Raw genomic sequence first — 22,149 nt, forward strand, 5'->3', positions numbered from 1 at the left:
CGGCCTAGTTTACCCCCCCCCCCGCCCACTCCTCGCCACCGCCGGCCGGGGCCCCGCCCCCCCCCCCCCCCCCCCCCCCCCCCCCCCCCCCGGGGGGGGCGCCCCCCCCCCCCCCCGGGGGGGGCCCCCCGCCGCCCCCGGGGGCGGGGCCCCCCCCGCCGATTTCACGGGAGGCCGCCGGTGCGGTTAGACTCGTGAAAATGCTCGGCGAGGGATGCCGTGTGCCTGCTCGACGGGTGCCCGCTCCGTGATCGACGCGCTGCCGGTGCCGGATTTCTCCACTGCCGGCAGAGGTCGTGCGCCGCCGAGTGACCCCCGAACGTTCTTGTGGGTGTGGTCCCGGCGGTTTTCGCGTTGCCTGCACCCCCGCGCCAGTTTTCACGAGGAGTGCAGTCGTGTCCGAGATCCGCATCGCCGCTGAGACCCGTTCCGAGTTCGGCAAGGGTGCCGCCCGTCGTGCCCGTCGTGCCGGCCTGGTCCCCGGTGTCGTCTACGGCCACGGCCACGCCCCGGTTCACCTGAACCTGCCCGGCCACGACCTGATGATGGCCCTGAAGACCCCGAACGCCCTGCTGGTCGTTCCGATCGAGGGCAAGGACGAGTACGTCCTGCCGAAGGCGATCCAGCGTCAGGCCATCAAGCGCACCATCGAGCACGTCGACCTGCTCCTCGTGAAGCGCGGCGAGAAGGTCACCGTCGAGATCCCGGTGCTCACCGAGGGCGAGCTGGCCCCCGGCGGCAACCTGCTGGAGCACGTCCTCAACGCCCTCCCGATCGAGGCCGAGGCCACCCACCTGCCCGAGTCCGTGACCGTCTCGGTCGAGGGCCTGGAGGCCGGTGCCTCGATCATCGCCGGTGACATCGCCCTGCCCAAGGGCACCTCGCTGGCCGTCGAGGCCGACACCGTCGTGCTGCAGGTCATCGGCGCCCAGGCCTCGCAGGCCGACGCGGACGCCGAGGCCGCCGAGGCCGAGGCCGGCGCCGAGGCCTGAGCCCGGCGCTCTGCCTGAGGCATCGGCCTGAGGCGACCGCCTGAGGTATCTGCCTGAGGACCGCTGCCCCGGTCGCTCCGTACTGGAGCGGCCGGGGCAGCGGTCTGTCCGGGGCCCGGCGGGTCCCGGCGCGGTGTGTTCGAGATGATGGCGATGAGCGTGAGTGCGAGGAGCGGTGGGATGAGCGAGGACGCGTACGAGGGCCCCTGGCTGGTGGTCGGGCTCGGCAACCCGGGCGAGCAGTACGCCCGGAACCGGCACAACATCGGGTTCATGGTGGCGGACCTGCTGGCGCAGCGGATGGGTGCGAAGTTCAAGGCGCACAAGAGCCGCGCCCAGGTGGCCGAGGGGCGGCTGGCGGGCCGGCGGGTGGTGCTGGCGAAGCCGATGTCCTTCATGAACCTCTCGGGCGGGCCGGTGACGGCCCTGCGGGACTTCTACAAGGCGCCGGCCTCGGCCCTGGTGGCCGTCCACGACGAGCTGGACATCGACTACGCGGCGCTGCGGCTCAAGCTCGGCGGCGGGGACAACGGCCACAACGGGCTGAAGTCGATCACCAAGTCGCTGGGCCCGGAGTACTACCGGGTGCGCTGCGGGATCGGCCGCCCGCCGGGCCGGATGGAGGTCGCGGACTTCGTGCTGAAGGACTTCTCCGGCACCGAGCGCAAGGAGCTGGAGTGGTTCGTGGACCGCTCCGCCGACGCGGTGGAGGCGCTTCTGTCGGAGGGACTGGAGCGGGCGCAGGGGACGTACAACTCCTGAGGTGTTGACCCGGCGTCAATTCATCGAGCGGGTACGCAACAGTCGTACAACGCTTGGTGACCAAACCTGAATTGGTGTGAGAACCCTGTGCGGGATCCGATAGCGTCGGGCCAGTACGCGAACGGGTCCTGGGGAGTTCTCGATGCGGAGTTTGCGGCCGGTCCGGCGCCTGCGGCGGATCCGGGTGGTACGGCTGAGGCAGCTCGGACGGCGGGTCGGCAAGGCCGGCGCGCTGGGAGCGGCCGGAGTGCTGTTGTCAGGTGCGGGTGCCGGGGTGGCGCACGCCGAATCGGTGGCCGAGCCCGATCCGGGTGTGGTGTCCCCGGATCCGGCCGCGGCCCAGTTCGGTCCGGTGCTCGGCGGCTCGGTCGGCGGTGACGCCGGCCTGTTGGCCGTCGGCGGCGGCCTGGTCGTGGCGGCCGGCGGAGCGGCCCTGTGGGTGCGGCGCCGGCGCGCGGGCGATCTGGGGGAGTGACCCCCTCCGAAGGGGGCCGGGTCCGGGGAACCGGGCACCGGCCCCTTTCGGCGTTGTCCGTCGGGTGTTGTCCGCCGGGCGCCGGGCGTGGCCCGTCGGGCGTTGGTGAGCAGTGAAGCGAAGGGCCCCGCGGCACCCCCGAAGTGGGGGGTGCCGCGGGGCCCTTGGGGTGCCGCGGGGTCGGTCAGCCGGTGTTGCGCAGACCGGCGGCGATGCCGTTGACGGTCAGCAGCAGGGCACGGGCGCGCAGCGGGTCCTCCGGGCGGCCGGTGGCGACCTCCTCGCGCTGACGGCGCAGCAGGGCGACCTGGAGGTAGGAGATCGGGTCGAGGTAGGCGTCGCGGACGGTGAAGGTCTGCTTCAGCACCGGGTTGTGCTCCAGCAGTTCGCTCTCGCCGGTGAGCCGCAGCACCTCGCGCAGGGTGAGCTCGTGCTCGGCGACGATCTGGTCGAAGATGTGGCGCAGGTCGGCGGGGACGAGCTGCTCGACGTAGTGGCGGGCGATCCGCAGGTCGGTCTTGGCCAGCGTCATGGCGACGTTGGACAGGAAGTTGCGGAAGAAGTGCCACTGGCCGTACATCTCGTCCAGCACGTCGCCGAGGCCGGCCTCGCGGGCGGCGGCGAGGCCGGAGCCGACGCCGTACCAGCCGGGGACGATCTGGCGGGACTGGGTCCAGCCGAACACCCACGGGATGGCCCGCAGGCCGTCCAGCCCGGCGCCCGAGTCGGGGCGGCGGGACGGGCGGGAGCCCAGGTGCAGCGAGGCGAGCTGGTCGACCGGGGTGGCGGCGAAGAAGTACTTCGGCAGGTCCTCCTGGTCGACCAGGCCGCGGTATGCGGTGTGGGCGGCCTCGGAGACCCTGTCCATCGCGGCGTCCCAGCGGGCCAGCTCCTCGGGGGCCTGGCGCGGCGCGGTGTGCAGCGCGGAGGCGGAGAGGGTGGCGGAGATGGTCAGTTCGAGGTTCTCCCGGGCCAGCGACGGCAGCAGGTACTTGTCGGAGATGACCTCGCCCTGCTCGGTGACCTTGATCTCGCCCTCCAGGGTGCCCCAGGGCTGGGCCAGGATGGCCTCGTGCGAGGGGCCGCCGCCGCGGCCGACGGTGCCGCCGCGGCCGTGGAAGAGGCGCAGCCGGATGCCGTAGCGGTGGGCGACGTCGCGCAGCCGGCGCTGGGCGCGGTGGATCTCCCACTGGGAGGTGGTGATGCCGCCGAACTTGGAGGAGTCGGAGTAGCCGAGCATGACCTCCTGGACGTCGCCGCGCAGCGAGACCAGCAGGCGGTAGGACGGGTCGGAGAGCATCTCGTCCAGGATGCGGTCGGCCTCCTGGAGCTCGTCGGTGGTCTCCAGCAGCGGCACGATGCCGATCTTGGCGATTCCGGCGTGCAGGTCGATCAGGCCGGCCTCGCGGGCGAGCACGGTGGCGGCGAAGACGTCGTCGGCGCCCTGGCACATCGAGATGATGTAGCTCTCGACGATCTCGTCGCCGAACCGGTCGAAGCCCTCGCGGATGGTGTTGAAGACACCGAGGGTCTTGGTGCCGGCGGCGTCCAGCGGGGCCGGGGTGGGGGCGAGCGGCCGGCGCGAGCGGAGCTCCTTGGCGAGCAGCTTCTGCCGGTACTCGCGCGGCATGTCGGCGTAGCGCCAGGCCTCCTCGCCGAGCCGGTCGAACAGCTGGCCGAGCGCGTGGTGGTGCGCCTCGGCGTGCTCGCGGACGTCCATGGTGGCCAGCTGGAGGCCGAAGGCCTCGATGGTGCGGATCGCGCGGGCGAGCCGGCCGTCGGCGATCAGGCCGCCGCGGTGGGTGCGCAGCGAGTCCTGGACGAGCCGCAGGTCGGCGATCAGCTCGCGGGTGCCGAGGTAGTCGCGGCCCTCGACGTGCGGGGTGCCGGCGGAGAGGCGCTCGCGGGTGTTCTCCAGCTTGAGCCGGACGCAGGTGGCCTTGAGGCGGTAGGGCTCCTCGGCGTTCATCCGCTTGTAGCGCGGGCTGAGTTCGGGAAGCAGGTTCAGGTCGGTGTTGAGCGAGGCGAGCAGCTCGACCGAGGCGCCGGCCAGCCGCTCGGAGGTGGAGAGCGAGTTGCGCAGGTCGTCGATCGCCGCGAGGGCGTCCTTGATGCCGTACTCGTGCTGCAGGTTGAGGACGTCCCAGGTCACCTGCGGGGTGACGTTCGGGTTGCCGTCGCGGTCGCCGCCGATCCAGGTGCCGAAGGTCAGCGGGCGGACGCCCTCGGGGAGGGTGAGGCCGACCCGGGCGAGCTCCTCGTGCAGCTCCTCCAGGACCGCCGGGACGGCCTCGCGGTAGAGCTCGTCCAGGTAGTAGACGGCGTTGCGGGCCTCGTCGGTGGGCTCGGGGCGGGCGATCCGCAGCTCGTCGGTCTGCCAGAGCAGGTCGATGACCTCGGCCAGCCGGCGGTCGGCCTGGCGCTTGGCGGAGGAGGTGCGGGCCGGGTCGGCGTGCGAGAGGCCGGCGGCGATCTGCTCGCGGTGGATGCGGTCGAGGAGTTCGCCGATCCGGCGGAGCTTGTTGAGGACGCTGCGGCGGGCGGCCTCGGTGGGGTGGGCGGTGAAGACCGGGCGGACGGCCAGGTGGGCGAGGGTGTCCTCAAGGTGCTTGGGGTCGGCCTCGGCCAGCTGGTCGGCGGTCTGGGCGAGCAGCGAGCCCTCGCGGGCGCGGCGGGTGGCGAGCTCGCGGCCGCGGTGCACCTGCTCGGTGACGTTGGCGAGGTGGAAGTAGGTGGAGAAGGCGCGGACCAGCTTGGCCGCGGTGTCCAGGTCGATGTCGGAGAGGAGCTCGGCGGTCGCCTCGCCGTCGGTGCGGCTGAGCAGCCGGACCTGTTCGACCAGGCCCAGGAGCTGGGGGCCCTCCTGACGGACCAGCGTCTCGCCGAGCAGGTCGCCGAGACGGCGGATGTCCGCCCGCAGGGCTGCGTTGTCGGCGACGGCGGGGGTGGGGCTGTCCGCCGGGGTGGGGACCGGAGCGGTCACGGCTGGCTCCCTGTGGTGGTGGGGTTCGGCAACGGCTCATCGTCACAGTGCCCGCGTACGTGTGTCGCGTGTGACGCGTGCGGACCGCGCTGTCCGACGCGACCAGCATAGGTGTCGCGGGGGTCGCTGTCCGCGAGGTGGCCGGATGGCGGACACGATCGCCGAGCTGGGCATGTGGTCTGGACCACTTAAGGGCCCGAAGGAGTGTCGTGGCATATCCCGGTGGGGATGGATCAAGGTTCACGCTTAGTCTGTAGGACTATGAGCAAGTCGCCTGGGGAGCGCGTGCCGAGCCGGTCGTTCTGGTGGTGGGAGCGCCGGCGCAGCGCCCTCCTGGACATCGCGCTGGCCGCGCTCGCGGCACTGGAGTGTGCGGCCAGCGCCGTCGCGTTCCTGGCGCCCCGGGTCCACCTGGGGACACTGGCGATCGTGGGGGTCGCGCTGGTGGGCGCGCTCTCGGGCGCCAGCCTGGTGGTACGGCGGCGCTGGCCCGCCGTCCCGGTGCTGGTGGCGCTGGTGGCGATGCCCGGCATGCTCGGCGTCATCCTGCTGGTGGTGTCGCTGTACACGCTGGCGGAGACCTGGGAGTGGCCCTCGCGGCGCCGCCGGGTGGTGGCGCTGTCCGCGCTGGCCTTCGTCGAGGCGGTCGGCGTGATGCTGGTCTCGATGCTCACCCCCTCCGACGGGTCGGTGGAGCAGCCGCCGCTCTGGGGCCAGGTGCTGCTGGCGGTGCTGGTGGCCGTCGGGCTGACCGTCCCGCCGGTGGTGACCGGCCTGTACGTGGGGGCGCGGCGGCGGCTGATCGAGTCGCTGAAGGACCGTGCGCACGGCCTGGAGACCGAGCTGGACCTGCTGGCCGAGCAGGCCCGCGAGCGCGCCCGACGGGCCCGGCTGGAGGAGCGCACCCGGATCGCCCGGGAGATGCACGACGTGGTCGCGCACCGGGTGTCGCTGATGGTGGTGCACGCCGGGGCGCTGGAGCGGATCGTGGCGAAGGATCCGGAGAAGGCGGCGCAGAGCGCCAAGCTGATGGGCGAGGTCGGCCGGCAGGCGCTGAACGAGCTGCGCGAGATCCTCGGGGTGCTGCGGATGTCGGAGGAGGCCGCGCCGGAGCCGGACTCGCTGGTGGCGCTGCCGCGACTGGTCGACCAGTCGCGGGCGGCCGGGATGGCCGTCACCCTGACGGTCAGCGGCAGCCGTCAGGAGTTCACCACCGAGGCCGAGCAGACCGCGTACCGGGTGGTGCAGGAGGGCCTGACCAACGCGCACAAGCACGCGGGCGGGGCGCAGGTGGCCGTGCTGCTGGCGTACGCGCCCAACGGTGTGCGGGTGGCCGTGGTGAACGGCTGCCCCGGTGGCGAGCGGGTCGCCGCGGGGCTGCCCAGCGGCGGCAACGGGCTGGTCGGGATGCGCGAGCGGGTGGTCGCCCTCGGCGGCAGCTTCTCCGCGGGCCCGGAGCGGGACGGCGGGTTCCGGGTGGAGGCGGTGCTGCCCTCCCGGCTCGCGGTGCGCACCGACCGGCTGGTCTGAACCGGCCTCCGGTCCGGGCCGGCCTCCGATCCGGGCCGGCCCTTCGGTGTCTGCCGGACCGGACCCGGGGCGTGTCGGACCGGCGGCTCAGTCCTCGTCGGCGGTGCGCAGCCGCTCGGGGGCGGTGCCCAGGATCAGGGCGGAGACGGCCTGGTCGATGCCGTGGCCGAGGAACCACTCGCCGGCGTGGTCCAGGCTGTAGACCCGACCCTCCTCGTCGACGGCCAGCAGCGCCTGCCCGTAGAGCTCCTCGCCGAGCGGGGCGAGCCTGGTGCCCAGGGCCCGGCCGAGGTCGGCCAGGGTGCGCGGCTGGTGCAGTCCGCAGAGCGGGTCCACCAGGAACGGCGTCCGCGCCTGCTGCCGGCCGGGCCCGCCGATGTCGAAGGCCAGGCCGCCGAACTCGGCCCAGGCCTCCACGGCCGCCGGGAACACCGCGTGTCGCGCCCCGGCCGGGTTGCCGTACCCCGCCAGGGCGTCGGCCCACTCCTCGGCCTGTCGGATCTCCCACCGGCCGGGGTGCCAGCCGGCCGACTTGAGCTCGGCGGCGACGTCGGCGGGGAAGCGCGGGCGGGTCCGGGTGGCCGGTCCGCCGAGGGTGGCCGGCGGGGGCGGGGGCGGGCTGGGCGGGTTCAGGGCGGGCTCCAGGGCTCGGGGACGGGGGGCGTACGAGGGCGCGGTCAGCCGGCGGGGGGTCCGACCGCGACGCTCTGCACGGTGAAGTGCTCCAGCAGCGGTACGCAGGACCGGCAGGGCGGGGCGTGGGTGCCGTGCGCCGGGTCGTGCTCCTCGCGGATCCGGACGGTGGTCAGCCGGGAGCCCTTCAGCGCCTTGCGCGCCTCGTGCAGGCTCATCGGCTTGCGGGCGGCGCGCTTGGAACGCTTGCCGTCCACGGCGGTGAGGTACTGGGACAGCAGGACGGCCTCGGGGCAGCGGCCGGTGAAGCGCTCGCGGTGCTCGACCGGCAGGTCGTCCAGGAAGTCGCCGACCAGCGGGTGCAGGACGGGACGGCGGGACGGCTTGTCGCCGGCCAGGGTGTGCACCTCCCCGCCGCGCAGCGACAGGGCGGCGGCGACGGCGGGCAGCAGGCTGTCCCGGTGGTGGCGCAGCACGGGCGGGTCGGCCCGGTCCCCGGTGGTCATTGGTCGCCTCCTCCTCACTGCTTTCCGCTGATGGCACGGCTGACGGGGTCAGTACGGGGCAAGCCTGTCAAATGGCCCTGACATTCGCACAACCGGGGTGCGAGGGTGTCCGATCGGCTTCCGGGACCGACCGGTAGGGCACGCAATCGTGGCCGGATCCGCACGCGATCGTCACGACTCGTCCCCGGGTTTCCCGAATCCGCCTCCGGTCGGTGGCGGCTGCCGGTAGCGTTCCAGCAGCGAGCCAAGGGGGCGGCCGGTCCATGGGGATGGCCGGTCTTTGACTACAACTCCTTTGCTCTGTCTGGCCGTTGAGGCTGCCGGGGCAAGGGCGCCCCGGCGTCGAGCAAGGGGGGTCTTGCGATGACGGAGACGGAAACCGCCAATGAGGCGCCCGGCGAGCACGTGCCCACACCGGGCGCGCCGCCGCAGCCCGCACCCGCGCACCCGATCGGCGTCGCCGTGGTCGGGGCCGGCTACTGGGGACCGAACCTGGTCCGCAACGTGCAGCAGACGCCGGCGCTGCGCCTGCACTGGCTCTGCGACCTGGACGAGGCGAAGTCCCGGCGGGTCCTGGGCGAGTACAGCACCGTCCGGGCCGCCACCTCCTTCGAGCAGGTGCTCGCCGACGAGCGGGTCGGTGCCGTCGCCGTCGCCACGCCCGCCGCCGCGCACTACCGACTGGTCCGGGCCGCGCTGGAGGCCGGCAAGCACGTCCTGGTGGAGAAGCCGATCACCACCTCCGCCGCGGAGGCGGCCGAACTGGTCGCGCTCGCCGAGGAGCGCGGGCTGGTGCTGATGTGCGACCACACCTTCTGCTACACCCCGGTGGTACGCCGGATCCGCGAGCTGGTGCACGGCGGGGAGATCGGCGACGTCCAGTTCTTCGACTCGGTGCGGATCAACCTCGGGCTGGTCCAGCCGGACGTCGACGTGCTGTGGGACCTCGCCCCGCACGACCTGTCCATCCTCGACTTCGTGCTGCCGCCGGGCGTCGAGCCGGTCGGGGTGTCCGCCCAGGGGGCCGATCCGATCGGCGCCGGCCGCGCCTGCGTTGCCTACCTGGCGGTCCGACTGAGCAACGGCGCGCTGGCGCACTGCCACGTCAACTGGCTCTCCCCGACGAAGGTCCGCACCACCATGATCGGCGGCTCCCGGCGCACCCTGGTCTGGGACGACCTCAACCCGCAGGCCCGGCTGGCGGTGTACGACCGCGGGGTGGACCTCACCCCGCCCGACGAGCTGACCGACGCGATCCGCCACCAGGCGCTGATCTCCTACCGGGTCGGCGAGATGGTCGCGCCCGCGCTGGTCGAGCAGGAGGCGCTGCGCAACGTGATGGCCGAGTTCGCCGCCGCCATCACCGAGGGCCGGGCGCCGCTCACCGACGGGCGCTCCGGGCTGCGCGTGCTGCAGCTGCTGGAGGCCGCCTCGCTCAGCCTCGAACTCGGCGGCGCCACCGTCCCGGTGGGCGCCGGGATCGCCGAGGGTGGGCGCGACGCCTCCGGGCGCGAGGCCTCCGGGCACGAGGTCTCAGCGCGCGAGGTCTCCGGGACCACTGCCTCCGGGCTCGCCGAGGCGGGGCCGGCCGACCGACTGTCCGACGCACACGAGAGGGCCGCGACGCGGTGAACGCTGTACAGATCGAGGGCTCGCGCTGCCTCGTCACGGGCGGGGCCGGCACCATCGGCTCCACCGTCGTCGACCAGCTGATCGAGGCGGGCGCCCGCGAGGTCGTCGTGCTCGACAACTTCGCCCGCGGCCGGATGGCCAACCTGGCCTACGCCCAGGAGATCGCCGCACCCGGCCGGCTGCGGGTGGTCGACGGCGACATCCGCGACCGCGCCCTGCTGCGCGAACTGCTCAACCCCGGCACCGACCTGCTGTTCCACCTCGCCGCGATCCGGATCACCCAGTGCGCCACCGAGCCCAGGCTCGCCCTGGAGGTCATGGTGGACGGCGCCTTCGACGTGGTCGAGGCCGCCGCCGAGACCGGCGTCGGCAAGCTCGTCGCCTCCTCCACCGCCTCCGTCTACGGCCTAGCCGACGAGTTCCCGACCCCCGAGACCCAGCACCCGTACCACAACGACACCCTGTACGGGGCGGCCAAGGTCTTCAACGAGGGACTGCTGCGCAGCTTCCACGCCATGTACGGGCTGGACTACGTCGCCCTGCGCTACTTCAACGTGTACGGGCCCCGGATGGACGTGCACGGCAAGTACACCGAGGTGTTCATCCGCTGGATGGAGCGGATCGCCGCCGGGCAGCCGCCGCTGATCTTCGGCGACGGCGCGCAGACCATGGACTTCGTCTACACCGAGGACATCGCCCGGGCCAACCTGCTGGCCGCCGCGGCCCCCGTCACCGACCGGGTCTACAACATCGCCAGCAGCACCGAGGTCTCGCTACGCGGCCTGGCCGACGCGCTGCTCGCCGCGATGGACCGCACAGACCTGGACGTCGAGCACGGCCCGGCCCGCGGCACGGCCGGCGGCGTGGTGCGGCGGCTGGCGGACATCACCGCCGCCGAGCGCGACCTCGGCTGGAAGCCCGAACTCGGCCTCGACGACGGCCTGCGCAGGCTGGTCGGCTGGTGGCGCGAGCAGTAGCGCCGGCCGGGCCCTGGTCCCCTTGTCTGCACGGCAGTTCGGAGTACACCTGTGTCCACCTCCCCCGTCCCGCCCACCATTCCCGTGATGCTGCCCTGGCTCGGCGAGGAGGAGGCCCAGGCCGCCGCCGAGGCCGTGCGCTCCGGCTGGGTGGCCCAGGGCCCCCGGGTCGCCGAGTTCGAACGGGCCTTCGCCGAGCACCTCGGCGCCCCGCACGCGGTCGCCGTCTCCTCCTGCACCACCGCCCTGCACCTGGCGCTGATCGGCGCCGGGGTCGGGCCGGGTGACGAGGTGGTCGTCCCCTCGCTCTCCTTCATCGCCACCGCCAACGCCGTCACCTACCTCGGCGCGGTGCCCGTCTTCGCCGACGTGGACGCCGAGACCGGCAACCTCACCGCCGGGACGGTCGAACCGCTGCTCACCGCGCGGACCAGGGCCGTCATCGCCGTCGACCAGGGCGGCGTGCCGGTCGACCTGGACGGCATCGGCGAGCTGGTCGAACCGCGCGGCATCACGGTGGTCGAGGACGCCGCCTGCGGGGCGGGATCGGTGTACCGGGGACGGCCGGTGGGCGCCGGCGCCGCGATCGCCGCGTACTCCTTCCACCCGCGCAAGCTGCTCACCACGGGCGAGGGCGGCATGGTCACCTGCCAGGACGGCGAGCTCGCCGCCCGGCTGCGGCGGCTGCGCGAGCACGGGATGAGCGTCTCGGCCGCCGACCGGCACACCGCGGGCGGCGCGGGCCTGCCGGAGACGTACGACGAGATCGGCTTCAACTACCGGATGACCGACATCCAGGCCGCGATCGGCCTGGTCCAGCTGCGCAGGCTCCCGGAGATGGTGGCGCGGCGCCGCGAACTCGCCGGGCGCTACCGGGAGCTGCTGGTCGGCACCGGCGCCCGGCTGGTCGCCGACCCGGCGCACGGCACCACCAACTACCAGTCCTGCTGGCTGCTGCCGGCCGACGGCGCCCCCGAGCGCACCGAGCTGCTCGCCCGGCTCGCCGCCGCCGGCGTCTCCGCCCGGCGCGGCATCATGGCGGCCCATCTGGAGGCCCCGTACAAGGGCGCCGCCCGGGTTCCGCTGCCCGCCACCGAACTGCTGACCCGCCGTTCGCTGATCCTGCCGCTCTACCACGCGCTCACCGTGCAGCAGCAGGACCGGGTGGTCGAGGCGCTGCGCACCGCCCTCGGCTGACCTTGCCGGGCCGGTCCGCCCCGCCTCGAAGGGCGGACCGGGCCCGGGGGCTCGTCGTCGTACGTCCGATCCGACCCGCGCGGCCTTGCGGATCGCCGCCGTACGTCCGACCCGATCCGACCCCATCCGCCGAGACGACCCAGGGGGAGACCAAGGATGACCACCGACCAGCCCGTCCCGCTCGTGGACCTGAAGGCCGCGCACGCCGAGGTCGCCGAGGAGGTCAGGGACGGCTTCGACCGGGTGCTCGCCACCGGCGGCTACATCAAGGGCCCCGAGGTGGCCGGGTTCGAGGAGGAGTACGCGGCCTTCTCCGGCACCCGGCACTGCGTGGGCGCCGCCAACGGCACCGACGCGCTCGAACTCGCCCTGCGCGCCCTCGGGCTGCCGCCCGGCGGCGGCGTGGTGCTGCCCGCCAACACCTTCGTCGCCACCGCCGAGGCCGTGGTCCGGGCCGGGCTGCGCCCGGTGCTGGTCGACGCCGACCCCGAGACCCTCCTGATCGACCCGGCCGGGGTCGCGGACGCCCTGCCGGGCGCGGTGGCGCTGCTGCCCGTCCACCTGAACGGCCAACTCGCCCCGATGGCGGCGCTGCTCGACCTCGCCGGGGAGCTGCCGGTGGTCGAGGACGCGGCGCAGTCCCAGGGCGCCCGGCAGCACGGCCGGGCCTTCCACGGCCGGATCTCCGCCACCAGCTTCTACCCCGGCAAGAACCTCGGCGCCTACGGCGACGCGGGCGCGGTCGTCACCGACGACGACGAACTGGCCGGCGCCGTCCGGTTGATCGGCGACCACGGCTCGGGCCGCAAGTACGTGCACGAGCGGTTCGGCTTCAACTCCCGGATGGACGCCCTGCAGGCCGTCGTGCTGCGCGCCAAGCTGCGCCGGCTGCCCGCCTGGAACGAGGCCCGCCGGGCCGCCGCCGAGCGCTACCACCGGCTGCTGGCCGACCTCGACGGCGTCGGCCTGCCGCGGACCGCGCCCGGCAACGAGCACGTCTGGCACCTGTACGCGGTGCGCATCGGCCCCGGCCGCGACCGGGACGCGGTGCTGGCCGCGCTGAACGCCGCCGGCATCGGCGCGGGCGTCCACTACCCCGTGCCGGTCCACCTCCAGCCCGCCTTCCGGGAGCTCGGCCACGACGCGGGCGCCTTCCCGGTGGCCGAGCGGGCCGCCCGGGAGATCCTGACCCTGCCGCTCTTCCCGCAGATCACCGGGGCCCAGCAGGAGCGGGTCGCCGAGGCGCTGGCCAAGGCGCTCGCCGCCTGATCCCCGACGTCTGATCCCCGACGTCTGGTCCCCGCCGCCTGATCCCGCCGCCTGACCCCGACGCCTCGTCCCCGCCGGCCGCGGCCCTGCGGCCGTCCGGCCCGGGCTCCCCGCCGTCCTCCCGGCCCCCCTGTCTTCCCGGCGTCTTCCCGGGCGGGGGGTCGGGTCCGGGACAGACCCCCTACCCTGGTGTCCAGCAATCGCGCATGAGCGCGGGAGAGTGTGCAGCAGCCAGTGGGGGCTCCCAGATGACGACAGGTCGGCCCGGCGTCGTCGCCGCGCCAAACGCGGCGTACGCAGGTCAGGTGGTGCAGTTCCCGGACCCGGTCCGCGCGGAGCGGCACCCCGCGGGGGTCAGGGTGGACGAGTACGGCCACCCCGACTTCGGCTCGTACGCGGCCGCGGCGGCCGAGGTCGCCGACCCGCCGGACGGCTTCGGCGTCGACGAACTGCGGCTGACCGACTACGTCTCGGCCAACGCGGCGCTGTTCACCCAGGGCCATCCGCTCTGGGCCGATCTGGAGACCGCCGTCGCCACCCCGCCCGGCTGGACCTGGCACCACGTGGTCGGACGGGCCGCACCCGGCTGGCGCCGGATGGAGCTCGTGCCGGTCGAGGTGAAGGCCCTGCTGCGGCACCACGGCGGCCTGGCCACCTCCTCCGCCGACCACGGCCGGCGCGGCACCCGTCCGCTCCAGGAGAAGCGGCCGGTGCACTTCCAGCTCGCCCTGGACGGCAGCGACCCGATCGGCGTGCCCGAGGACCTCGTGCAGCGCGCCGAGGAGCGCCTCGGCTACCGGCTGCCCGGCGCCTACCGGACCTTCCTCAAGCTCGGCGGCGGCCGCGCGCCCGTGGGGGTGGCGCTCGACACCGAGCTCGGGATGCTGCTCGACCAGCCGTTCCTCACCCTCAGCGAGGAGTACGGCACCGAGGACCTGGTGTACGCCAACAAGTGCCTGCGCGACCACTTCACCAAGGACTACCTCGGCATCGCCTACGCCCAGGGCGGCATCGTGGCGATCAAGGTGCGCGGCGAGCAGACCGGCTCGGTCTGGTTCTGCCTCTACGACGACGCCCGCGACTCCGGTGGGTCCGAGGCCCCGGAGGACCGGGTCGCCCGGCTGCTGCTGCCGTGCGGCGAGGACTTCGACGCCTTCCTGCTCCGGCTGGCCGGCAGCCCGCCGGAGCTGGAGACGGTCGCGGAGCTGATGGTGGACGGCGGGTTCGCCCGCGCCGTGCCGGTGGGCTGACGCGGTGTCGGTGGCGGTGAGGGCCGCGGTGCCGGGTGCGGCGTCGGGTACGGCCGGGGTCGTGGCTCCGGCCGGGGCTGAGGTCGGAGTCGTGGTCGTGGTCGTGGTCGTGGGAGATCGAGCGGGGACGAAGGGGACAGGGGTGAACCGGGCGTGGTGACGTACGCGCAGGCGCAGGAACTCGCCGACGAGTGGATCAACGGCGGGGTGCCGCGTTCGCAACAGCGCGAGGTGCGGGTCCGGGAGTTCGACCTGGGCTTCGTCTGCTGGGCGGTCCAGTCGGCCGACGGCGCCGCGGACGACGGCGCCTCCGGTGAGGCGCGGCTGGTGATCGCCCGGGACTCCGGCGCCAGCACGCTCTGGCCGGCCCTGCCGGTCAACGAGGTGGTCCGGCAGTACGAGGAGGTCTACGGCCGACCGGTCGCGGCCAACCCGGCGGGCGCGGCGAAGCCCGCACCCGGGCCGGTCGAGGCGACCTCCTTCCTGCTCAGCCCACCGCAGTGGCTCCAGGAGGCCGGTGCCGCGGCGATCGCGGCCGAGGCGGAGCGGCTGGGAGCGGCTCCGGAGGCCGCGGCCGCGCCTTCACCCGCGCCTTCACCGGCTCCGGCGCCCGTGTCGGCGCCCGCCGTGCTGACCACGCCGCCGGTCTCCGAGCGGCCTGCCGGGGACGCGCCGACCATGCTCGCCCCGCCCCCCGGGCACGACGAGCCGGCCTTCCCGCCGCCTGCCGCGCCCGTTCCGCCCGCCGCGCCCGCGGTCCCGTTCGAGGCTCCGGTCGCGCCGCCCGCCCCGGCGCCCGCGCCCGGTGTCGAGGCGGCGACCGTCCTGCTGCCGGACGGCCTGCGGACCAACGGCGCCGGTCTGCCGGGTACGCCTGCGCCGGGTGCCGAAGCGGCCACCGTGCTGCTGCCCGAAGGCGGCTACGGCATGGCCCCGGTGCCGCCGCCGGTCGCCCCGCCGGCCGCTCCGGCGGCCGAGCCCGCGCCGACCCTGCTGGCGCCGCCGGACGGGCTGCCCGGACTGGCGGGCCTGCCGGGTGCGCCCGGTGTGCCGACCGCGCCGCCTGCTGCTCCGTTCGCTCCTGCTGCTCCGGGTACTCCCGGTGCTCCGGGTGCTCCAGGCGCTCCGGCTGCCTCGGCGATGGAGCACGCCCCGACCATGCTGGCGCCGCCGGACGGTCTGCCCGGACTGGCCGGTCTGCCCGGTGCTCCGGGTACCGCCGGACCGGGCGCGCCCGGCGGTCCGGCCGTGGAGCACGCCCCGACCATGCTGGCCTCGCCCGACGGCATGCCCGGCCTGATGGGTCTGCCCGGTGCCCCCGGCGGCCCCGGTGCCCCCGCCGCACCCGCACCCGCGCCCGACGCGCCGCAGGGCGGGCTCGGCCGCAACCCGGGCGGAGCCCCGCCGCCCCCGCCGCCCGCCGGCCTGCGCGGCGGCTCGTCCGGTCCGTCCGCCGCCCCCGTCGGGCTCGGCCGCAACCCCGGCGGAGCCCCGCCGCCGCCCCCGCCGGGCGAGCTCCGGCAGAGCCCGGGCGCCGGTCCGGCCGCCCATGGAACGGGCGGTCGCGGTGCGGCCGGTACTCCGCCGCCCCCGCCCCCGGCGGGTCTGCGCGGCGCGGACGGCCCGCCGCCGCCCGCCCCGGCCGCCCCCGGCGCGCCCGCCGCCGGTCTGGCGTACGAGCGCACCCAGCTGGCCGGCGCGATCGACCTCGGCTCCCTCGGCGGCGTGCCCGCCGACCCCGGCACCCCGCCGTCCGGCGGTCCGGCCGTCCCGCCGCCGCCCGGCCCCGGCGCCCCGGCGGCCGGCTACGGCTACCCCGGCGCGGCCTCGCCGAGCGCCCCCGCCCCGGCGTCCGCCCCGCCCGCGCCCGTCCCCGGTCCGCCGCAGGGCGCCCCGGTGCCGCCCGGCGTGCCCGCGGTCGGTCCGGGCTACTTCGCGGCGCTCAGCTACCGGGGCCCGGACGGCTCCGAGCAGAAGCTGCTGCACCGCAGCGAGCCCGGCACCCCGCACCCCGAGTGGAAGATCCTCCAGGACCTGCGGCGGCTGAACGTGCCGCCGGAGCAGGTGCTGGAGCTCTACACCGAGCTGGAGTCCTGCGACCTGCCGGGCGGCTACTGCAACCGGATGATCGCCGTCTCCTGGCCGAACGTCCGGCTCACCCACACCGCCGACTACGGCCGCGACCACCACTCCCGGCAGGCCGGCATGGCCCAGCTGCTCGACCACCTGGACGAGCTGCACCAGCTGGCGTCCGGCGCCCAGCGGGTCCGCCCGTTCCGGGTGCCGCTGCCCGCCCCCGGGACCGTCCCGCCGCTGCCGCCGATCGCGCCGCAGCAGCTCGCGCAGGAGGTCGGTCAGGCCTTCGGCCCGAACGTGTTCCACTTCGAGCAGCGCGCGGTCTCCCGTCAGGGCGTCCCCGAGCCGGTGGCCCAGACCCTGATGTGGGCGGGCCTGCCGCGCGAGTTCGGACCGTTCTTCTGGGCGCAGGCCCAGGAGGGGCGCCCGATCCCGACGCTCGCCGAGCTGGCCGCCGAGCGCGGCCTGCCCGGCGGACCGGACTTCGGCGGGTACCTGGTGCTCGGCAACGACTACGGCCGCCAGCTGTGTGTGCAGTACGGCACAGCGCACGTGGTCGCGGTGGACGTCGACGGAACCGGCGAGCCGCCGCGCTTCGTCAACAGCGGTGTACCGGAGTTCGTCCGCGCGATGGCCCTGCTGGGCCGGATGTGGCGGCTGCGGTACGGGCTGACTCCTGACCAGGCCGGTCGCTGGACGACCGACTTCCAGGCCCAGCTCGCCGCGATCGACCCGGCGGCCCTCCAGTCCTCGGACACGTGGTGGGCCGTCCTGCTGGAGCAGTTCTGGGACGGCCTGCTGTAGCGGACCGGCACGGATCCGCGCAGGTGGAAGGGGTCGTTCCGGTGCCCGGGGCGACCCCTTCGGCGTGCCGTCGCGGCTCTGCCTCGTTGGGGTTTCGCCACGATCTGCGCAAAATAGGTCAAGAGGATGGGTCTACTCGTCCATTCCTCGACATGTTCCGATCCGCACTCCGTCGGAATCCAGACCCGGTCTCCGATCGGGTTCCCAGTCCGTCCGTTCCGTCCGATCATGGGCTCCGCAGCCCGCGACCCGAGGGGAAGAGCCCATGAGCGATGCCGTCCCCCAGTACGGCTTCACCGCTGCCCGGCGCGGTTACGCGCCCGAGCAGGTAGACCGAGCGCTCGCCGCGCTGACCGCCCAACGCGACGAGTCCTGGGAACGGCTGAGCATTCTCGGCGCCGGGATCCGGGAGATGGAGCGACGCCTGGAAGAGGTCCGCCAGGCCGCCGCCGACGCCCCGGAACCGGACTACGAGGTGCTCAGCGAGCAGGCCGCCGGGCTCGCCAAGATGGCCGAGAACGAGGCCAGGGCCGTCCGGGACGCCGCCGAGCGGTACGCCGAGGACACCCGGGACGAGGTGTACGAGGCCGGTCAGGCACTGGCCCGGGCCGCAAAGGAGTACGCGGCCACCACCCGCTCCGAGGCCGACCAGGCAGCCCGGCGCACCGACGAGCGGACCAGGGCCGAGGCGGAGGCGATCCGGGCCGAGGCGGACCGGGACATCCGCACCACCCGGGACTCCGCCACCGCGCACGCCGCCAAGGTGCGGGTCGCCGCGGCGGAGGCGTCCGAGCAGGCCGAGGCCAAGCTGGCCGAACTGCGCCGCAACGCCGACGAGGCCTTCGCGGCCGCCGAGGCGAAGGCGGACGGCGAGGACTCCGCGATCGCGGCGACCGCCGAGCGCCGGCTCAAGGAGGCCGAGCAGTACCGGGAGACGGTGCTCGGGCGGATCAAGCAGGCGGACGCCGAGGCGCAGGCCCGGGCGGACCAGCTGATCGAGCAGGCCCGGCGCGAGGCCGAGGCGGTCAACGCGGAGAGCGAGCGCGAGCAGGTCGCGTTCGCGGCCCGGCAGGAGACGGTGCAGCAGCACCTCGACCACATCAAGGGCACCCTCGCCTCGCTCACCGGCGCGGCGGTGGGCGCGATCGAGCCCGCCGAGCCCGTCGAGGCGGTGGCCGCGCAGGCGGCCGCTCCGCAGGACGCTCCGGCGGTGGACTCGGAGGCGGACACCGGGGAGATCGCGGTGGCCAACCTGCGCAAGGAGGTCGCCGCAGCGGGTGCCGGTGCCGGTGCCGATGTCGGTACGGGTGGCGGTGCGGTCGGCGTGGTCACGGAGGCGGCGACGGCGGTGCTGTCGGTCACCCCGGCTCCGGTCGCCACCGGACCGGTCTCCTCCGGACCGGTTGCCACCTCGCCCGTCGCCGGCCCTCCGGTCGCCACCGGGCCCGTCTCCACCGGCCCGGTCACGCCCGGACCGGTGGTGCCGTCCGTGCCCGTCCCGGCCTCGGCTCCGGCCCCTGCCGCGGGAACCGCCGGTGCCGCCGGCGCACCCGGGGTGCCGCCGCGGCCGGCCTCGCCGCCGAGCGGTTCCTCCGCCTCGGGCGCGGGCGTGCCGGCGGCCGGCGGTACCGGGGGCCCGGCGGGCGGTGCGGGCGTTCCGGCCGCGGCGCGGCAGCCGGAGGAGGAGACCCGGATCATCCCGAAGATCGTGATCGTGGACGACGGCAGCGACTACGCCACCCCGAACACGGTGAGCTACAACAAGCGCAACTGACGGCCGGCGGCCGCCGGCCGCGACCGTCGGACGGCTCCTGGGCGGGTGCTCAGGAGCCGTCCCCCGCGAGCAGCCGCGAGAGCTTCGCGTCCTGGGCCCTGACCGCCTCCCGTTGGGCGTTCAGGGCCTGCGCGTTGCGGTCGATCTGCTGCCGCTGGTACCCGGCCAGGACGGCGAACCAGATCCCCGCCAGGTTGCTCCCGGCGGTGCACTCGGCGTCGGCGCGGGCCGTGGCCAGCTCGGCCGGGGTGATCTCCCGCCCGGCCCGGAACCGCTCCGGCAGCGCCGACGGATCCGTCGCCTGGAAGCCCGCGGCGCCCATGCAGTCCGACCACCCCTTGGTCGCCGCGACCACCCGGCCGTCCCGACCGGTCGCCTGGATCGACTCGTCGAACAGCCGGCCGATCAGTTCGGCGCCGGCGGAGGGCGGCGAGCCCAGCCGCTCGGCCGCCTGCCGGTCGCAGTCGACCCGGGCACCGTCGAACGCCTCGGAGGCCTCCTGGGGTGGCGCCGGCTGCCGGGGCGCGGTCCGCTGCGGCGGGTGGAACCCCTGGACGGCCGCGACCTCGGCCCCCAGGTACCCCCAGGCACCGGACGGGAGCGCCGTCGCGTTGTCCGGGGCCTGGGCGGGCTGGAGCCCGTCGCCGTCGAACGAGGCGAATCCGGCCCGCCGCATGCAGGAGACGACCAGCGTATTCCTGACCTGAATCTCCTTCACCGTGCTCAGGTCGTCGGCCTGATAAGCGGAGAGCGGGAGTCCGGTCATTCCGGCGCGCCCGGACTCCGGTGCTTTTGTGGTGGTGATTGCGGGCGGCGTCAATGCGGATTCCGACGGTCCGCTAGCGGCGCTTGAGCAGCCTGCGGCGAAAGGCGGTAAAGCGGCGGCCAGGAATATCGCGGCGAATCGGCCGAAACGGGGTGGGCGTGCCAATCCAGTGCTCCGATCCTCAAGTGTGGCAAGGATGTCCGGACCCTAGCGCATTCCGCCTGTGGCCGGTCGGGGCGGGCGATCCGCTTTCCTGCTTGGCCGGAAAGAAGCTGTTCGGCGGCGGGCCGCCGTGTCAGCCTCTGGAGTCGCAAACCGTTGCCGATGGAGGGGTTCCATGATTCGCCGCACAGATCCCCGCACCGACCGTGGTCCGAGAAATGCGCGGATGGGCAGGGCCGGGGTCCTCGCCGTCCTGACCGCCGCCGCGGCCTCGCTGATACCGGCGGCCGATGCCAATGCCGTGAACCGGGTCGACTGCGGAAACCGCAGTGATTACGCAAAGGTGTACAACTACGGCTACAGCAGCAAACTGTGCTTTGCCAATGACGGCTGGATGTCGGTCCGCGTCTACAACGTCGACCGTATCGACGCCGGGAACAACCGGGTCGTCACCTATCTCGGCGGCGGCCTCGGCTCCTGGACGGTCTTCAACTGGGAGCAGTACGACTTCAACGGCAACCAGGGGTACGAGGTGATGATGTACGACATCAACCTCTCCCGCTGGTAGCCGGGCGCCTTCCGCGCTTCGCGGTGCCGGGCGGGTGCGGACGCCCGGCACCGCGTTCCGCGGAGTCTTCCGAGGGCCTTGTGGGAGGTGTCGGGGAGGGTGTTCGCGAGGGTGTCGGGGAGGGTGTTCGCGACCGGGTCTGCGGGGGTTACAGCACCTCCACCGCGGCGCCCGAGAGCCGGCGGCGGCAGTCCAGGACGTACCGGGCGTGCGTGGTGACGGCCTCGTAGTCGAACTCGTCGTGGTCGGCGAGCAGCACCACCGCGTCCGCGGCCGCCAGCTCCTCGGGGGTCGCCTCGACCCGGCGGACGGCGGCGAACGGGTCGCCGTGCCGGTCCTGCTCGGCGGCGCGCTGGCCGGGGATCACCGGCTCGGGGACGTGCACCCCGACCACCACGTGCGGGTCGGCGGCCCGGACCTCGGCGCCCATCCGGGTCAGCAGTTCGGCGACCCGCGCGGCCGGGGTCTCCCGGGCGTCACCGGTGTTCTTCTTGTACGCGAGCCCGAGCAGCAGCACCCGCGAGCCGTTCACCGACCGCTGCCGCTCGTTCAGCGCCTCCGCCAGCCGCCGCACCACGTAGTCGGGCATGTGGCTGTTCACGTCGTTGGCCAGCTCCACGAACCGGAACGACTGGCCGAGCGCGCGCTCGACCCGCCAGGACAGGTAGGAGGGGTCGATCGGCAGGCAGTGGCCGCCGACGCCCGGACCGGGGGTGAAGCGCAGATAGCCGAACGGCTTGGTCGAGGCGGCGTCGATCGCCTCCCAGACGTCGATGCCGAGGTCGTGCGCGAACATCGCCAGCTCGTTGACCAGCGCGATGTTCACATGCCGGAAGGTGTTCTCCAACAGTTTGGTCAGCTCGGCCTCCTTGCAGGAGGACACCGGGACCGTCCGCTCGACCAGCTGCCCGTAGAAGCCCTCGACCGCGGCCAGTGCGGCCGGGTCGATGCCGGAGACCACCTTCGGGGTGTTCTCCAGCCGCCAGGTCGGGTTGCCCGGGTCGATCCGCTCGGGGCTGTAGCCGAGGTGGAAGTCCCGGCCGGCGGTCAGCCCCGAACCCTCCTCCAGCAGCGGTGCGAGCAGCTCCTCGGTGGTGCCCGGGTAGGTGGTCGACTCCAGCACCACCGTCGCCCCCGGCCGCAGGTGCTGGGAGAGCAGCCGAGCGGAGGCCTCGATGTACGACAGGTCGGGCACCCCGTCGCGCAGCGGAGTCGGCACGGTGATCACGGCGATGTCGAAGGCCGCCACGTCCCCCGGCTCGGCGGACGGCAGGTAGGCCCCGCTCTCCAGCAGCGGCCGCAGCCGCTCGGCGGGGATGTCCTCGACGTACGACTCGCCGACGGCCAGCCGTTTGATCCGGCGCTCGTCCACGTCGTAGCCGACCACCTGATGCCCGACCTCGGCTGCCCGGACCGCCAGTGGCAGCCCCACATACCCCTGACCTGCGATGACAACGCGCATGACGAAGAACCCCCTCCATCGCGACGCCCACCAGGCCCCTCCGGGGCGTCCCCACACGGTCTTCACAACAGGGTAGGGAGCGGGGCCGGGCCGCGTGGGTTTTCGGCGAAGAGGGCGCCGGGGAAGGCGGCTGGGCCCGCAGCGGAGGGGCGGGACAGTGCACAGGTCTTCGTGCGGGAGAGGTGCGGAAAGAGGGGAAGGGGCGGGGCGCGGGGAGGAGAGGGGCGCGCAGACAAAGGAGGCCGAGACCCGTGGCGCCCCCCAGGAAGGGGCGCCACGGTTCCCGGCGCTTGGGCGGGCGCCCCCACCCAGGGTCGCCCGGCCTCGCACT

Annotated in this window: 17 protein-coding genes; 12 read left to right on the forward strand and 5 right to left on the reverse strand. The window is 74.4% G+C overall.

Annotation, left to right across the window (positions count from 1 at the left end; translation table 11 throughout):
- Positions 1–395 precede the first annotated feature (395 nt).
- The 3 genes from ACIGZJ_RS19320 (at position 396) to ACIGZJ_RS19330 (ending at position 2,229) form a co-directional block, all read left to right on the forward strand.
- The gene (locus ACIGZJ_RS19320; protein WP_396458323.1) at positions 396–992 is read left to right on the forward strand and encodes a 50S ribosomal protein L25/general stress protein Ctc; all 597 of its coding nucleotides are present in this window, start codon (positions 396–398) and stop codon (positions 990–992) included.
- A gap of 180 nt (positions 993–1,172) precedes the next feature.
- On the forward strand, positions 1,173–1,754 hold the full coding sequence (pth, locus tag ACIGZJ_RS19325; protein ID WP_392928581.1) for an aminoacyl-tRNA hydrolase: 582 nt from the start codon (positions 1,173–1,175) through the stop codon (positions 1,752–1,754).
- Between the two features lie 142 nt (positions 1,755–1,896).
- Positions 1,897–2,229 carry a hypothetical protein gene (locus ACIGZJ_RS19330; protein ID WP_392928583.1) on the forward strand — a complete coding sequence of 111 codons (333 nt, stop codon included), beginning with the start codon at positions 1,897–1,899 and terminating at the stop codon, positions 2,227–2,229.
- Between the two features lie 184 nt (positions 2,230–2,413).
- Here the strand turns inward: ACIGZJ_RS19330 and ppc are convergent, their stop codons facing one another.
- Positions 2,414–5,212, reverse strand: a complete 2,799-nt coding sequence (gene ppc / locus ACIGZJ_RS19335; protein ID WP_396458324.1) for a phosphoenolpyruvate carboxylase — start codon at positions 5,210–5,212, stop codon at positions 2,414–2,416.
- A gap of 261 nt (positions 5,213–5,473) precedes the next feature.
- Between ppc and ACIGZJ_RS19340 the strand changes: the two genes are divergently transcribed.
- Complete coding sequence (locus ACIGZJ_RS19340) at positions 5,474–6,742, forward strand: sensor histidine kinase (protein WP_396458325.1); 1,269 nt, start codon at positions 5,474–5,476, stop codon at positions 6,740–6,742.
- A gap of 87 nt (positions 6,743–6,829) precedes the next feature.
- Here the strand turns inward: ACIGZJ_RS19340 and ACIGZJ_RS19345 are convergent, their stop codons facing one another.
- Both ACIGZJ_RS19345 and ACIGZJ_RS19350 read right to left on the reverse strand, forming a co-directional pair.
- Entirely contained in the window at positions 6,830–7,375 is a 546-nt protein-coding gene (locus ACIGZJ_RS19345; RefSeq protein WP_396458428.1) for an SUKH-3 domain-containing protein, read from the reverse strand.
- Between the two features lie 44 nt (positions 7,376–7,419).
- Positions 7,420–7,881 carry a YwqJ-related putative deaminase gene (locus ACIGZJ_RS19350; RefSeq protein ID WP_396458326.1) on the reverse strand — a complete coding sequence of 154 codons (462 nt, stop codon included), beginning with the start codon at positions 7,879–7,881 and terminating at the stop codon, positions 7,420–7,422.
- A gap of 363 nt (positions 7,882–8,244) precedes the next feature.
- On the opposite strand from ACIGZJ_RS19350, the gene ACIGZJ_RS19355 reads away from it, so the two are divergent.
- The 7 genes from ACIGZJ_RS19355 (at position 8,245) to ACIGZJ_RS19385 (ending at position 18,860) form a co-directional block, all read left to right on the forward strand.
- Positions 8,245–9,513, forward strand: coding sequence for a Gfo/Idh/MocA family protein (locus ACIGZJ_RS19355; RefSeq protein ID WP_396458327.1), 1,269 nt, complete (start codon positions 8,245–8,247; stop codon positions 9,511–9,513).
- Positions 9,510–10,490, forward strand: a complete 981-nt coding sequence (locus ACIGZJ_RS19360; RefSeq protein WP_396458328.1) for an NAD-dependent epimerase/dehydratase family protein — start codon at positions 9,510–9,512, stop codon at positions 10,488–10,490. The genes ACIGZJ_RS19355 and ACIGZJ_RS19360 overlap by 4 nt, the downstream gene beginning before the upstream one ends.
- Positions 10,491–10,541: 51 nt before the next feature.
- Complete coding sequence (locus ACIGZJ_RS19365) at positions 10,542–11,687, forward strand: DegT/DnrJ/EryC1/StrS family aminotransferase (RefSeq protein WP_396458329.1); 1,146 nt, start codon at positions 10,542–10,544, stop codon at positions 11,685–11,687.
- A 156-nt stretch (positions 11,688–11,843) separates the two neighbouring features.
- Positions 11,844–12,956 (forward strand): DegT/DnrJ/EryC1/StrS family aminotransferase, encoded by a 1,113-nt coding sequence (locus ACIGZJ_RS19370; protein WP_396458330.1) that lies wholly within the window; start codon positions 11,844–11,846, stop codon positions 12,954–12,956.
- A gap of 248 nt (positions 12,957–13,204) precedes the next feature.
- On the forward strand, positions 13,205–14,206 hold the full coding sequence (locus ACIGZJ_RS19375) for an SMI1/KNR4 family protein (protein ID WP_392928596.1): 1,002 nt from the start codon (positions 13,205–13,207) through the stop codon (positions 14,204–14,206).
- Positions 14,207–14,359: 153 nt separating this feature from the next.
- Positions 14,360–17,086, forward strand: coding sequence for an SUKH-4 family immunity protein (locus ACIGZJ_RS19380; RefSeq protein WP_396458331.1), 2,727 nt, complete (start codon positions 14,360–14,362; stop codon positions 17,084–17,086).
- Positions 17,087–17,351: 265 nt separating this feature from the next.
- On the forward strand, positions 17,352–18,860 hold the full coding sequence (locus ACIGZJ_RS19385; RefSeq protein WP_396458332.1) for a hypothetical protein: 1,509 nt from the start codon (positions 17,352–17,354) through the stop codon (positions 18,858–18,860).
- Between the two features lie 49 nt (positions 18,861–18,909).
- Here ACIGZJ_RS19385 and ACIGZJ_RS19390 read toward each other — a convergent pair whose 3' ends face one another.
- Positions 18,910–19,626, reverse strand: a complete 717-nt coding sequence (locus ACIGZJ_RS19390; RefSeq protein ID WP_396458333.1) for a hypothetical protein — start codon at positions 19,624–19,626, stop codon at positions 18,910–18,912.
- Between the two features lie 388 nt (positions 19,627–20,014).
- Here ACIGZJ_RS19390 and ACIGZJ_RS19395 point away from each other — a divergent pair, with 388 nt between their 5' ends.
- The gene (locus ACIGZJ_RS19395; RefSeq protein ID WP_396458334.1) at positions 20,015–20,356 is read left to right on the forward strand and encodes a beta/gamma crystallin domain-containing protein; all 342 of its coding nucleotides are present in this window, start codon (positions 20,015–20,017) and stop codon (positions 20,354–20,356) included.
- Positions 20,357–20,504: 148 nt separating this feature from the next.
- Here the strand turns inward: ACIGZJ_RS19395 and ACIGZJ_RS19400 are convergent, their stop codons facing one another.
- Positions 20,505–21,818, reverse strand: coding sequence for a nucleotide sugar dehydrogenase (locus ACIGZJ_RS19400; RefSeq protein WP_396458335.1), 1,314 nt, complete (start codon positions 21,816–21,818; stop codon positions 20,505–20,507).
- Positions 21,819–22,149 lie beyond the last annotated feature (331 nt).

The sequence above is a fragment of the Kitasatospora sp. NPDC052868 genome (assembly GCF_044547105.1).
In the GTDB taxonomy this organism is placed as follows: Bacteria; Actinomycetota; Actinomycetes; order Streptomycetales; family Streptomycetaceae; genus Kitasatospora.

Coding starts and splice junctions, on each gene's coding strand:
- pth (WP_392928581.1), top strand. CDS start 1,173: ATGAGCGAGGACGCGTACGAGGGCCCCTGGCTGGTGGTCGGGCTCGGC.
- ACIGZJ_RS19330 (WP_392928583.1), top strand. CDS start 1,897: ATGCGGAGTTTGCGGCCGGTCCGGCGCCTGCGGCGGATCCGGGTGGTA.
- ACIGZJ_RS19340 (WP_396458325.1), top strand. CDS start 5,474: ATGAGCAAGTCGCCTGGGGAGCGCGTGCCGAGCCGGTCGTTCTGGTGG.
- ACIGZJ_RS19350 (WP_396458326.1), bottom strand. CDS start 7,881: ATGACCACCGGGGACCGGGCCGACCCGCCCGTGCTGCGCCACCACCGG.
- ACIGZJ_RS19355 (WP_396458327.1), top strand. CDS start 8,245: ATGACGGAGACGGAAACCGCCAATGAGGCGCCCGGCGAGCACGTGCCC.
- ACIGZJ_RS19370 (WP_396458330.1), top strand. CDS start 11,844: ATGACCACCGACCAGCCCGTCCCGCTCGTGGACCTGAAGGCCGCGCAC.
- ACIGZJ_RS19375 (WP_392928596.1), top strand. CDS start 13,205: ATGACGACAGGTCGGCCCGGCGTCGTCGCCGCGCCAAACGCGGCGTAC.
- ACIGZJ_RS19385 (WP_396458332.1), top strand. CDS start 17,352: ATGAGCGATGCCGTCCCCCAGTACGGCTTCACCGCTGCCCGGCGCGGT.
- ACIGZJ_RS19390 (WP_396458333.1), bottom strand. CDS start 19,626: ATGACCGGACTCCCGCTCTCCGCTTATCAGGCCGACGACCTGAGCACG.
- ACIGZJ_RS19395 (WP_396458334.1), top strand. CDS start 20,015: ATGGGCAGGGCCGGGGTCCTCGCCGTCCTGACCGCCGCCGCGGCCTCG.
- ACIGZJ_RS19400 (WP_396458335.1), bottom strand. CDS start 21,818: ATGCGCGTTGTCATCGCAGGTCAGGGGTATGTGGGGCTGCCACTGGCG.